Raw genomic sequence first — 13,156 nt, 5'->3', positions numbered from 1 at the left:
AGATGAATATGAAGTCAGCACTGATTCCGGTCGACGAAGTGGCGGCCGCGGTCGACGGCTTCCTCGCCGCCTCCCCGGCCGCGCGGGCCTGGGATGTGGAGACCGCCTTCGACTGGTCGCTCGCGGATGCGGATCGGCTCACCGAGGGGCAGCGCTCGGCGGTGCAGTTCGTCACCCTCATCGAGGACCATCTGCCCGGCTATTTCGACGTGTACCACCGGCATTTCCCGGTAGACGACACCGTGGATCGGGCCACCTTCATCCACAACCGCGAGCTCTACCACTTCACCGCGCGATGGGCGCTGGAGGAGGACACCCACGCACGCGCCCTCACTCGATACCAGGAAGCGTCCGGCCTCGCCGAACGCCGGTCTCTCCGTGAAGAATTGGCGATCGAAGGACAGAAGCCGTTCGATCTGCCCTACGACCATCCGGTGCAGTTCTTCGCCTATGCGCTGGTGCAGGAGAAGGCGACGCAGATGTACTACCAGCACCTGCGCGATGTGGTCGACGAACCTGTTCTCGCGGCGGTACTGGCACGGTTATCCCGTGACGAAGCAAGGCATTTCAGCTTCATGGCCGATGTGGTAGGGCGCTATCTGCGGGTGCAGGGCGATGCGACGGTAGAACCGATCCGCGATGTCATCGCCAATTTCCGCATGCCACTGGCCGATACCATGCGCGGCTACTGGCGGTGGGCACTGAAGATCGCCGATGTGGCCTCCTACGACCACACCGAGGCCTATGAGCATCTGGTGAAGGTGATCGACCGGACGGTAGATGCCAGATCCGACCGGCTCGACGAATTGGTTCGCTTCATCGGCGAGTGCAACGCGCTGGCCTGATAAATGGCCCTGCCTCCACATACTCGGAGGCAGGGCTATTTGCTTCACTGCTCCTGATTCAGCACCAGAATCGTGGTCGAACCATGTGCGATCAACTTGCCGTTCGCATCCACGATCCGCCCCTCCGCCGTCGCGGTGCGACGCCCGAGGTGAATCGCATTGGCTTCACACGTGAGTCGCGATCCGTCCAATGTCACCGACCGAATGAAATTCACCTTCAGCTCCAACGTCGTATAGGCCACGCCGTCACCGAGTTTCGTGAAGACCGCACTGCCCATCGCGGTATCCATCAGCGTCGCGATCACCCCGCCGTGCACGGTGAACATGGCATTGATGGTGGCCGGATTGGGATCCAGGTAGTACCGCGTGTACCCGTCCCCCGCGGTCTCCAGCCGAATCCCCAGCGACGCGCCGACCCCCAGATTCTCCTGCAGCCCCCGCTCGAATACGGTCGTCAATTCCTCGACGCGGTTGGCGACGGTATGAGTATCAATGCTGGTCATGGACTCTTCCTCCCTGGCGAACAATGCCACCCCATTCGACCAGCGCCCGGTGAACTCCACCTGGCCACCTCCCACTGCATACCGAGCTTCGATCGGCTGATCGAAATCAGAGGTCGGCGACAGCGTGTACCAATTCGGCGATCTGCTCGAAGTCCTCGTCCACGAACGGGCCGGGGCGGCCGAGTACGACGTGCTGTATGCCGACCTCGGCGAAGCGGGCGAATGAATCCGCCTGTTCGCTAACCGATTTATCTGGATACCAGTACGCGACCATGGTCTTTTCGATGTCCGCATATGGACGGCCGACGGCTCGGCAATGTCCCCGCAGGACTTCGAGTTTGGCTGCGACGGTGTCGACGGATCCGCCGAAGAGGTTGCAGGCGTCGGCGTATTGGGCAACCAGGCGCAGTGTCTTTCGCTCGCCTTGACCGCCGATCATGATCGGCGGGTGCGGGCGGGTCAGCGCATTGGGTACGTTGAGCGGGCGTTCGAGGGTGTAATGCTCTCCGTGGAAAGGCTCTTCGGAGCCCGTCCACATCTGCTTCGCGATTCGCAGCGTCTCCTCGAGTCGCTCGTATCGCTCGGAGGTCGGCGGGAAGAACAGGCCCAGACCCGCGGCTTCATCGCCATTCCATGCCGCGCCGATGCCGAGCCAGGCGCGGCCACCGGAGAGCACGTCGAGGGTCGTGACGCTCTTGATCAGTAGCCCCGGATCCCGGTAGCTGACGGCGGTGACCAAAGCACCGAACCGGACTCGCTCGGTCCGCGCAGCGATATATCCCAGCGCGGCATAGGCCTCGAGCATGTCGTGTTCCGCCGGGCCGTTCGAACCGATCTGGAATAGGTGATCCATGACGAATACCGAGTCGAGCCCGGACTGATCGGCGGCGCGCGAAATCCGGTCGACCCGCGGACCGATCGCGTCCGGCGAATCCGGCCAGGTGAAGTCGGCGAGGGAAATACTCAGTCGCATGAGCCGAGCCTGACACGCCCGGCGCGTGTCGGGGAGGCATCGCCGGTCCTAGGACAGCAGTGGCGGGGAAGGCGGGAAGGTGATCGGGAGTGCGGTGAGTGCGCGGTGGAACGGTCCCGGCCGCCAGGTCAACTGTTCGTGCGGCACCGCTAGGCGGATCTCGGGCAACGCGTCGAGTAGTTGGTCGATGGCGTCCTGCGCGATCAGGTAGGCCATCGAATTCGCGGGGCACACGTGTGGTCCGGCGCCCCAGGACAGATGGGAGCGATTGCCCGCGTACTGATTCGCGACGATCGCCGGGTCGGTATTGCAGGCGGCGATGCTGATGACGACCGGCTGATGGGCGGGTAGCCAGACATCGTCGACGAGGATCGGCTGGCGCGGAAAGCTGAAGCAGAAATTCGCCATCGGCGGATCGTTGAACAACACCTCGTCTAGCGCGTCCCTGGTGGACAACGTTCCGCCGAGCACACTGCCGCCAAACCGCTCGTCGGTGAGGATCAGCAGGAGGGTGTTGATGATCAGATTCTGTTGCGGCTCAATACCCGCGCCGTACAGCGTGCCGAGCTGATGCACCATTTCGATATCGCTGAGTGCCGCCGCGTGCCGCAGCATCCGCGTGGTGATGTCGTCGCGGGGCTCGGCACGCTTGAGCTGGGTCAACTCCAGCATTGCCCCAGCCAGTAACTGATTGCCGTGCTCGGCATCGATGCCCTCGAAGATCGCGGCCATACCGGTGGCGGCCTGCTGTGCGATATCGGCCGGACAGCCGAGCATGGCGTTGAGCACCGCGAAGGCGAGCGGAAACGCGTACTGGCGCACCAGATCCGCCGACCCGTCGGCGCAGAACGAATTGATCAGCGGAATAGCGAGTTTCGCCACCGTCTCGTGCAGTCGGTACTGATCGACCTTCTCCAGGCCCGCGACATTGGCCTGCCGATACCTGGCATGTGCTTCACCAGCATTGCGCAAGGCATTCGGTCGCCACTGCATCATCGGCAGCACCGGGCATTCGGCGGCCACACTCCGCTGCCAGGTGCGCGGATCGGCCGGAAAATGATCCGGGTCGTTGAGGATCTGCAGTGCGGAGTAGTAGCTGACCACCAGTGTGGCGGGCACCCCCGGCGCCAGATCCACCGGCACCAGCGCCCCATACCGCTCCCGCATCTCCCGATACGCCCGATGCGGATCCGTCGCGAACTCCGGCGTATACAACGCCACCCGCGGCCCATCGGTATCGATCGGCGAAGTGAACGGTGCACGGCCGTGCGCCGAAGACGGCATCGTCATCGAGAAACTCCAGGCATTCGAACAGACAAACTCCGTGAGCCTATGCACTCACCCCGCCCCACCGCACCCCGAACGCAAATAAATGGCCGTGCGCCGGTGGTGGCATCACCCGAGAGACCGCCTACACCGACGCATGATGGTCATCGGTCCAAATCAGCCCTGGTTCGCATGGCGGCGACGATGGTGTGGCCCAAGGGGGTGAGGGATGCGGCGGCCTCCAACTGGGTAATACCTTCGACGGTGAGCGTGTGGGCCTCGACGTAACGACGCTCGGCGGCCTCGGCGGCGGCTCCGGTCGCGATGGTGCGCTGGACGCGCCGGAAGTCGGTGATGGCGAGGTGAGCATAGGTGCTGTGCAGAAGGCCTTCGATCGGGCGTGGATGCGAAAAGCACGGTGGGTGGTAGCGCGGGTCGATATCGGCGCGGTCGTACAGTTCGAAGGCATCCATCATCGCGCCGAGCTTCACGTGCTGGAATTCGTGTACCAGCAGTTCGGCGAGTGATTGCGGATCCAGGTGTCGGGCCGCGATACCTACCGCACCGAATGCCAGCCTGGCCGAGGCGCTTCGGTCGGTCGGGCCATCCGGTTGCAGCGGCAATATCGTGCACAGACCCACGCGCAAGCCGGGCATATAGGCAGGCAGATGCGCTTCGAGGAATTCGACAGCGCCCCCGAATGCCTGCTGCCAGAGCTCGGCCTCCGCATCGCTCAACCGCCCGGTCGGGTGAATTTCGCTGCCGAGATAGGGCAGCGCCCGATAGGGATCCGTGTCTTCCAATGTCACGGTCAGCTCGCCGTAGGTCAGTTTGCGCACCGCCTCGGCCAACGCGAGCTCCCGACCGGTATCGATCCACACCCGCTCGGAGGCCCGCAACGCACCGAACATCGGCAATGGCGCCATACCGTCGCGCACCGGCACCGGAAGTCGCAGATCCGCACCTGCCAGCAGCGCGGCGCTGGCCGCAATCGACTCCAGGTGATAGACATCCGCGGCGACGAACTCCCCGCGACTGATGTTTTCGAGCAGTGCCGACGCCCACACCCGGGTGTAGGGATGTGCGAGCACCGCCGCCACCGCATCCGGTGCCGATGCGTCCAAACCCACCAACACATCCCACGCGGCGGCGAAGCGCGGATCGTCGTGCGGGCCGAACCCGCCTACCGCCGCCAACAATTCACGTTGCACCGACGCTTGGGCCTGCACCAGCCAACCGACCGTTGCTGTATCACCGAAACCCGCTGCCAGCTGCGCGAATTGATTCTCCGACAGACTATGCGCCTCAATCGCGGTCACGGCTGACCTTCATGCGCTCATCGAATGCGGCGCGGTGCGCTCGGGCGGCACGCACGGCAGTAGTTTCCGCGGCTGAATCCACCGATTCGGCGAGCCATCGCTGCACCGTCGCACTCATGCCCGCGACGAACCGCTCCCCCAGCGGGGTCAGTGATCCGGATTCCTGAAGTTGGCGAATCGCTTCCGCGGTCATCATGCGCCACCGCACGAATTCCCGCTCCGACTCCTGACGCTGCGCTCCCTCGGCCTGTGCACGATGCACCCGCCAGAAGTCGGTCACGCCGATATGCGCGTAGGTGCCCTGCAACAGCCCCTCGATCGGACGCGGATCCGGCCGCCACGGTGCGTAATACCGCAGCGCCGTATCGGAGCGGTCGAACAATTCGAACATGTCGAGGATGGCGCCCATCTTCACGTGCTGGAATTCGTGGATCAGCGGCAGTGCCGCCGATACCAGCGCCCGTCGCAACCCGATGCCCACAGCGCCGAAAGCCAGTCGCATGGAAGCACTTCGGTCGTATTTCTCATCCGGCTCCATCGGCATGACCGCGCGTAAGCCGACGCGCAGGCCTGGCGCGTATATGGGCAGATGTGTGTCGATGAAGTCGATGCCCTCGGCGAAGGCGAGCTGCCACCGGTGCGCCTCGGCATCGCTGAGCCGATCGGCGGCATAGCTGTGGCCGACGCGGTAAGGGTCGGTGTCCTCCAGCGGGACGGTCAGGTCGGTGGCCGTCAGCCTACGCAATGGGTGTAGCAGATCCAGTTCCTCGGCCGAGCCGGTGTCTATCCAAACCTGTTCGTCGACACCAGCTTTCAGTGCACCGAAGGTCGGAAGTGGTGCGAGGCCATCGCGCACGGGCACCGGCAGCCGCAAGTCCCTACCCGCGTGCAGCGCCGCACTCGCGGCGACCGCTTGCAGGTGATAGACATCCTCGGCCGCCGTCTCGCCCTTGCTCACCCCCTCCAGCAGGGCGATGGCCCACACCCGGGTGTACGGATGGGCGAGCACCGCGGCCACCGCTTCGGGAGCCGAAGCGTCCAGCGAGACGAGCACATCCCATGCGGCCGTGAATCTTTCGTCATCCTGTGGACCGAATCGGCCCACCGCGGCCAACAATTCGCGTTGCAGCGAAGATTGCGCCTGCGCCAGCCAGCGCACCGTGGCCGCGTCACCGAAACCGGCTGCCAGTTGGTCGAATTCGTCATCGGACAAGCTGTGCGCCGCCGCAACGGCGTCATGTGCGGAGGTTTGCGCGCCGCCTCTACCCGCTGCGGCTTCGGACTCGGCCACGTGATCGATCATCTCCTTCAGATCGGCGCAATAGACGGACGGGTTGTCGAAGTCCGCGCCCGGGCGGTATCTATGCGGATAGAAGCCACCACCGCAGACCTGAACCACGTCACAGGACCGGCACGTGGCGCTGACGCCATCGATGCCGTCGCGACGCACGGTGATTCCCGGGAGCACGGCGGCCTCGTCGAGGCTGTTGTCCCATACGTTCAGTCCGGTCGCCGCGGCGCCTTCGAAGGCGGTTTTGAGCGAATCGACCTGCTCGAGTGTGCCATCGGTTTCGATCACCAGCAGATCCACCGGATCCAGTCCGATGGCCTCAGCGGTACTCGGACGGCCGTACATGGCCGCCACCACCGATTCGAAGGTGCGCAACGGCACTGGTCGCCCGTCGGCATTCCATGCGTCGAACATGGCGATGAGCCATTGCGCGTACTCGCCACCACCCCGCGTCGGATTCTCCGGGTCACGTGGTATCCGCAAGCCAGGCGGCTGATGCTCCCAATTCGAGTGCGGCAGTAGGAGATCCATGCGTGGCGGTTCCTGCTCCAGCAGCCCGCGATAAACGGCGATCGGATCGTTGGCGATATCCACCGTGCACAGCAGACCGGAATACAGCGGGCGGTACTGCGGCTTACGCAACAGCTCGAGGCTCGCGATCACCTGGTCATAACTGCTGCGTCCGTTGCGGTACAGCCGGTGCCGGTCGTTGGCGGTGCGATCGCCGTCCAGCGAAACACCAACCCGCACATGGTATTCGGTGAACAGGTCGAGGTATGCCTCGCTGAGCAGGATCGCGTTGGTATGGATATGCAGATTCAGGCGGGCCACCGGAGCGATGGCCGCGTGCAGCCCAGCCAGGAATTGCCTGGTCCGGTCCACACCGAGCAACAGCGGTTCGCCGCCGTGCAGCACGATGGCGACCTCGGGCAGCCCATGGGCCGCCGCATGTTCGGCGATGCGGAACGCAATCCTGGTGGCCGCCTCCGGGGCGAGCCCCATCGGGCGGCCACGCCAGGATTGGTCGACGTGCTCATACATATAGCAGTGATCGCACGCCAAATCGCACCGGCTGTGCACCTTGATCACAAACTGACGAAAGGGAAGCGGTTTACGGTTCACGGGCCAGCCGGTATCGACGGTGAATACCTGATCAGATCAGATCAGAGCGGAGCTGAACGAAATACCGGTGGTCGAGGAGTTGGCCAGATTCGCCAGCAGGTCCGTCAGGCTCTGCCCCGAAAGCTGCCCGAGCGGAGTGCCCCGCAGGTCAGACACAGCGGACACCACGGTGCGGTTGGTTGACTTCATCAGTAATTCTCCTAACGAGCGAAATCGTTTGTCGCTCATGTCAAATGATACGAAATAGCTGTTGCGGCCCTTCCCAGTTTTGAGAGTCCAGTCAGGCGTTGGTGGCGTCGCCCGAGATAGCAACTCGACCAGTGCGTGCCGGTCCAGGCGCGGCCGTACCGACCGATGTTCACCCGCCTTCAGCGGAACGGGCGAACCGAAGGGTGACGAGTTGGAAAGGCCGCAGCCGCAAGCGAACTCCAGCGCCCTCGGGCACAGCGGCGGCGTCTGTTCGCAGCGGGCGTTCGAGTAGATCGCAGGTGTGGAACCCAGCGACACCGAAACCTGCGGTGACCAGCGCCGAGGCTCGGCCACCGTGAGCCTCGTAGACGCGGAGCACGACATCGCCACTGCCGTCGTCGGCGAGTTTGACGGCGCTGGTCACCACCGCGTCATTGTCGATAATGAACAGTGGCTCAACCGATTCGGCGACACCGGGGCGCGAGGTCGCGAGGTTGATGCGATAGCCCGCACGCACCGCATCCGCGATCGAAGCGCCCGGGAGCAGTGCGTGCCGGAAGTGGTGCGTACCCTGGTCGGTCTCCGGATCCGGAAATCGCGGTGCCCGCAGCAGTGAAAACCGGAATGTTGTCGTCGTTGCACCATCGGCGCGAACGGTTCGAGTGACGTCGTGGCCGTAGGTGGAGTCGTTGACGAGCGCCACACCCCAGCCGGGCTCGGCGAAGTGGACGAAGCGGTGATTGCAGGCCTCGAACTTCGCGTACTCCCAACTGGTGTTGGTGTGGGTGGGCCGGAAGATATGCCCGAACTGGGTCTCGGACGCATATCGGTCGGCGTGAATGTCCAGGGGGAAGGCGAGTTTGAGAATTTTCTCGGTCTCGTACCAGTCGACGGTGGTGTCGATATCCAGTCCGAGCGCGCCCGCCCGCAGTGTCAGGGACTGCTCGACCTTGGAAGACCCGAATGAGCGGCCGACCCGCACCACCGCCGCGCCCTTCGAATCCGTTTCTACTGCAACGAATTCCGCTTCGGTAAGGTCGGTGACCCGGTTTCGGTAGAAGAGATCGACATCCCAAGCGTCCCAAGAATTCGGGAAATCCGGGTGCAGCTGCAACAGATTCGCGGCCGAACCCGGTGGCAACGTCTCGCGCTGATGGTCGAGGTCGAATACCGATATGACGAGGCCGCGCGCGTCCACCTCGATCCGCACCAGGCCGTTGTCGAGGACGAACCCGCCACCCGCACGCTCGACCACCGAGCACGGGTCACCCGCATCCATCGCAGCCGCCGCACCGGCCGGAACCGATCGCCAGGTGTGCGGCGTCGGGTTGAACACATTCGGCCCCGCCCGCTCACCGCCGAGCACCCATTGCGACCGCTCGATAATTCCCGTCAATTCTTCGGCCACCGCCGCGTACGTCCGCTCCGCCTCACGGTGCACCCATGCGATCGAAGAGCCGGGCAAAATATCGTGAAACTGGTTCAGCAGCACCGTCTTCCAGATCCGGTCCAATGCCGCGTACGGGTACTCGAGGTTCTTGCGCACCGCCGCGGTGGCGGCCCACAGCTCGGCTTCCCGCAGCAGGTGCTCACTGCGCCGGTTTCCCTGCTTGGTCTTCGCCTGACTGGTCAACGTGCCGCGGTGCAACTCGAGATACAGCTCCCCCACCCATACCGGCGGGTTCTCGTATTCGGCCTCGGCCTTGACGAAGAAGCCGGATGGGGAGTCCCACAGCACTTTCGGCGAACCCTCGAGGTCGGCCATCCTGGCGGCCTTGGCGATCATCTCCCGTGTCGTACCGCCACCGCCGTCACCCCAGCCGGTCGGGGCGAGTGACATCGACGCGCGGCCTTTTTCTTTGAAATTCCGTGCGGCATGGGCGATCTCACGCCCGTGCATCGAGCAATTGTAGGTATCGACCGGCGGGAAGTGGGTGAAGATCCGGGTGCCGTCGATCCCCTCCCAAAGAAAGGTATGGTGCGGAAACTGATTGATCTGGCTCCACGAAATCTTTTGTGTCAGTAGCCATTTCGAACCGGCCGCCTTGATGATCTGCGGTAGCCCGGCGGCGAACCCGAAGGTGTCGGGCAGCCAAGCCTCTTCGTTCTCGACACCGAATTCCGCCAGAAAGAACCGCTTACCATGCACGAACTGCCGCGCCATCGCCTCCGAGCCCGGCATATTCGTATCCGCCTCGACCCACATCCCGCCGGTGGGTACGAACCGCCCCTCCGATACCGCCTGTTCGACCCGCTCGTAGACCTCGGGACGGTGCCGCTTGATGAAGTCGTACTGCGCGGCTTGAGACATCGCATAGATGAACTCGGGCTCGTCGGCCAGCAACGCGGTCATATTCGCGGTCGTACGCGCGACCTTGCGCACCGTCTCGCGCAGCGGCCACAGCCACGCTGTATCGATATGGGCGTGCCCGACCGCGGAAATCGTATGCGCGGACGGTACCGCGGGCTTCGCCAGCACATCGACCAGGCATTCACGCGCCGCCGTGGCGGTGGCGTTCACGTCCCGCAGATCGACGGTATCGAGTGCGTGCTCGATCGCACGCACGATGTCATAGCGGCGAGCAGGCTCCTCGGGCAGCTCGTGCATCAGCTCGCCGAGGACCTCCAAGTCCTGTACCAGCTGCCATACCTCGTCGTCGAAAACCGCGAGATCCATTCGGCCCAGCCGGTATTGCGGCTCGTCATCAGCTGTGGACTTGTCACCGAGAGCCATCGGCGCAAAGAAGGGGATGATCGGATTCGAAGCCGCCTCGACATGCAACAACACCTGCTCGCCACCGACCGCCGGGGACGCCACCCGCACCCACTGGTTGCGCGGATGCAGCCCCTTCACCGGCGATCCGTCCGACCGATAGACCAGACCCTCGCATTGAAAGCCCGTCATATTCCGGTCGAAACCCAGATCGATAATCGCCTCGACGGTTTTGCCCGCCCACTCGGTAGGAACCGTGGCTTCGACCGTCAACCAGCTGGTCCCCCAGGGTGCGCCCCACCTGGCACCGGATTCGATAGGCGTCCGGGGCGCGGCCAAGCCCTCGGCAACCGGCACCGGCTCATCCGGCGCGACCCAGATCGACGCCCGCAGCGGCACCGATTCCGGATATATCGCCGGAACGATCCGCTCTGTAAGAACCCGCCCGAGGCGGCTTTCGATCAACCGACGGTCATCGTGCACAGCGCTGGCTCCCATCGGACCGGAGGAGTGATCACCAACCGCCCTATTCTCCGACACCACAGTAAATTCCGGGCGATAACCACCAGCCACCCTTCCACTGTTTGACGTGCCGTTACTTAACGGCTCAATAGATTCGGTTCATCGGATCAGGCGGAACCGGCTCCGGCGACGCCGACGGACATGCAGCTCTGCGCGGCTCCACCCGAGATGAGGAAGACTCGAACCCATGGCCACCATCCGCACCGAAATCGTCATCGATGCTTCCCCACAACACATCTGGGATGTGGTACGCGATGTCGGCGCCGTGCACACACGCCTGCTCCCAGGCCGAGTCGCCGACACCCGCATCCAGGGCGTGGAACGCTTCCTCACCTTTCCCGACGGCCACGTCATCCGGGAACTGATCATCTCCATCGACGACCGAACCCGCCGCCTGGCCTACTCCGTCATGGAAGGCGCCAGACCATCCCTGGACTACCACCACGCATCCTTCGAGGTCCACAGCGAGGGTGAGCGCGGCCGCCTGATCTGGACAACCGACATCCTGCCCGACACCATCGCCTCCGATATCCGAATCCGCACCGAATACGGCATCAAGGAAATGAAACAGGCGATAGAAGCATCAGTACTGGACGGCATCGCTCGGACATGATCGACGTCCTCGGCGTCGGCGGCCGAGCCGAGCATCTCGTAGGCGACGGTGAACAGCAGCTTGCGGTGCGCGACGAACGCCTCGGTGGCGGGGTCCAGGCGCTCGACTTCGCCTGCGTCACTCGTTGCTCTCGACTGTGCCATACACACAGGACGCCGGTCCCGCCCGCTTTGTGACACCACTATCGGTGATGCACGTCACGTAGCCGCGGGTGTTACAGGACCGCGGCCGCGAGCGTCTTGTGTTCGTCCAGTTACCAAAAAACAGGAGGCCGACATGCAGGTCGTCGTTGTGGGCAGCGGTTACTCGGGCACGCCGGTGGCGAACCGGGTGGCCAGGAAGGTCAAGGATGCCGAGAGGCCGCAGGTGGCGCTGACACTGCGCGAAGACTTCGTGAACTCCGCCGACTTCCAACCGCGTGAGCTGCACATTGCGGCAGTACACGGGCTGATCGACGAGCTGTTGGCGTGGGCGCGGGCGCTGGCCCCGCTGCGCACGGCTCTGGTGTCGTAAGGACCAATCTTCATGCGTATCACAGTCTTCGGAGCAAATGGTCCCACCGGCCGCCTGCTGACCGGCCAGGCGCTCGCCGCCGGACATGAGGTCGTCGCGGTCACCCGGCAGCCGGATTCGTTTCCGCTGCATCATGATCGGCTCGAGATAGTTGGTGCCGATGTGCTCGATCCGGGTGCCGTCGACGCCGTTGTCGCGGGCCGGGATGCGGTGCTGTCAACGCTCGGGGTGCCCGCCGGTAAGGAACCTATCAGCACCTATTCGCGTGGTGTGGCCCATATCGTCGCCGCGATGGAACGGCATCGAGTGCGTCGGCTCACCGTCGTCAGCTCGAGCGGGGTCGATCCGCAGCCGTACTCCGACGGCGGGTTCCTGTTCAACCGCGTCCTACTGCCATATGTGACGCGGGTGGTGGGTAAGACCCTGTACGACGACATGCGGCGAATGGAATCCCTGATCCAGGCCACCGATCTGGACTGGACGATCGTGCGCCCGAGCGGGCTCTACCATCTGCCGTCGGTCACCGACTACACCGTCGTCGAGGGCCACGCCGACGGCAGGTTCACCGCCCGCGCAGACCTGGCCGCGAGCATGCTCGCCCTGCTGGACGACGACCGCTACATCCGCACCACCATCGGCGTCATCACCACCGCCGACAACCCGACCCTGCTCGAGTGGATCCGCGGCGAAGCGCTCGCCAAGAGTTGAGCCGACCAGGGTTCGGCGTCGCCACCGTCTGCTGCGACGCCGAGCTCGATACGCTCGAAAACGTGATCATCTGGCTGAACGGCACCTTCGGAGTCGGAAAGACCACGACAGCAGGGGAATTGGCCGCACTGCTGCCCGCTCGGCTTGCTCATCACTGTCAGTCGAATCTTCCCCACCGTTGTCCTCAGCTGCGGCGCAACCCCCGTTCGCGGCACATGTGCTGCCTGGTACAGCCTCAGGTTCCGGGTCGCAAATCGTCGGTCGGTACACCTCCTGTCGACGGGTCCACGCCGCAGCCGCGGCGTGCTCGGCGACATGTTTGCTCCACTCCCACATAACCAGTCCCCCTCAGGATCGAAATCACTTGCGCACACGCGGTTTACAGACAGCCCGCCCCGCGCTGATGCGTCGTGATCACGATATGAGCGCGCTCCTTCTCGATCGAGAAGTCGCACCGGCTCACACCCTGAACCCCCTGGTCCACCGGCCGGACAGGAATTCCGGACCGGACCCCGGGATTCCGGACCGGAACGCAAAGATCGGCTGACCTGGGACTACGATCGCGGGACAGTCATCACA

General features: G+C 64.1%; 11 protein-coding genes. 4 read left to right on the top strand and 7 right to left on the bottom strand.

All coding sequences use genetic code 11. The annotated features are described in order from the left end of the window. The first annotated feature begins 2 nt into the window (after positions 1 to 2). On the top strand, positions 3 to 845 hold the full coding sequence (locus tag AB0J47_RS02170) for an acyl-ACP desaturase (RefSeq protein WP_364339472.1): 843 nt from the start codon (positions 3 to 5) through the stop codon (positions 843 to 845). Positions 846 to 889: 44 nt separating this feature from the next. Here the strand turns inward: AB0J47_RS02170 and AB0J47_RS02165 are convergent, their stop codons facing one another. From AB0J47_RS02165 to AB0J47_RS02135, 7 genes are all read right to left on the bottom strand, one after another. Next, positions 890 to 1,348: a PaaI family thioesterase gene (locus tag AB0J47_RS02165; RefSeq protein ID WP_364339470.1), complete on the bottom strand. Its 459-nt coding sequence runs from the start codon at positions 1,346 to 1,348 to the stop codon at positions 890 to 892. 106 nt (positions 1,349 to 1,454) lie between these two features. Continuing rightward, positions 1,455 to 2,321 (bottom strand): LLM class F420-dependent oxidoreductase, encoded by an 867-nt coding sequence (locus AB0J47_RS02160; RefSeq protein ID WP_364339467.1) that lies wholly within the window; start codon positions 2,319 to 2,321, stop codon positions 1,455 to 1,457. A gap of 48 nt (positions 2,322 to 2,369) precedes the next feature. Then, on the bottom strand, positions 2,370 to 3,611 hold the full coding sequence (locus AB0J47_RS02155) for a cytochrome P450 (protein ID WP_364339465.1): 1,242 nt from the start codon (positions 3,609 to 3,611) through the stop codon (positions 2,370 to 2,372). A 140-nt stretch (positions 3,612 to 3,751) separates the two neighbouring features. Beyond that, a complete protein-coding gene (locus AB0J47_RS02150; protein WP_364339463.1) occupies positions 3,752 to 4,906 on the bottom strand; it encodes an HEXXH motif-containing putative peptide modification protein in 1,155 nt (384 codons plus the stop codon). Beyond that, positions 4,893 to 7,286, bottom strand: a complete 2,394-nt coding sequence (locus AB0J47_RS02145) for an FxsB family cyclophane-forming radical SAM/SPASM peptide maturase (protein ID WP_364339460.1) — start codon at positions 7,284 to 7,286, stop codon at positions 4,893 to 4,895. The genes AB0J47_RS02150 and AB0J47_RS02145 overlap by 14 nt, the downstream gene beginning before the upstream one ends. Before the next feature lie 69 nt (positions 7,287 to 7,355). Continuing rightward, positions 7,356 to 7,508 (bottom strand): hypothetical protein, encoded by a 153-nt coding sequence (locus AB0J47_RS02140; protein ID WP_364339458.1) that lies wholly within the window; start codon positions 7,506 to 7,508, stop codon positions 7,356 to 7,358. Between the two features lie 169 nt (positions 7,509 to 7,677). Next, entirely contained in the window at positions 7,678 to 10,704 is a 3,027-nt protein-coding gene (locus AB0J47_RS02135) for a glycoside hydrolase family 38 C-terminal domain-containing protein (RefSeq protein WP_364339456.1), read from the bottom strand. 226 nt (positions 10,705 to 10,930) lie between these two features. Here AB0J47_RS02135 and AB0J47_RS02130 point away from each other — a divergent pair, with 226 nt between their 5' ends. The 3 genes from AB0J47_RS02130 (at position 10,931) to AB0J47_RS02120 (ending at position 12,577) form a co-directional block, all read left to right on the top strand. Beyond that, a complete protein-coding gene (locus AB0J47_RS02130) occupies positions 10,931 to 11,356 on the top strand; it encodes an SRPBCC family protein (RefSeq protein WP_364339454.1) in 426 nt (141 codons plus the stop codon). Between the two features lie 276 nt (positions 11,357 to 11,632). Continuing rightward, the gene (locus tag AB0J47_RS02125; RefSeq protein WP_364339452.1) at positions 11,633 to 11,869 is read left to right on the top strand and encodes a hypothetical protein; all 237 of its coding nucleotides are present in this window, start codon (positions 11,633 to 11,635) and stop codon (positions 11,867 to 11,869) included. Positions 11,870 to 11,881: 12 nt separating this feature from the next. After that, on the top strand, positions 11,882 to 12,577 hold the full coding sequence (locus AB0J47_RS02120; RefSeq protein WP_364339450.1) for an NAD(P)H-binding protein: 696 nt from the start codon (positions 11,882 to 11,884) through the stop codon (positions 12,575 to 12,577). Positions 12,578 to 13,156 lie beyond the last annotated feature (579 nt).

It is taken from the genome of Nocardia sp. NPDC049737 (assembly GCF_040674755.1).
GTDB lineage: Bacteria > Actinomycetota > Actinomycetes > Mycobacteriales > Mycobacteriaceae > Nocardia.
Note: the sequence above shows the minus strand (reverse complement) of the source record. Positions and strands in the feature narration are given on the sequence as shown.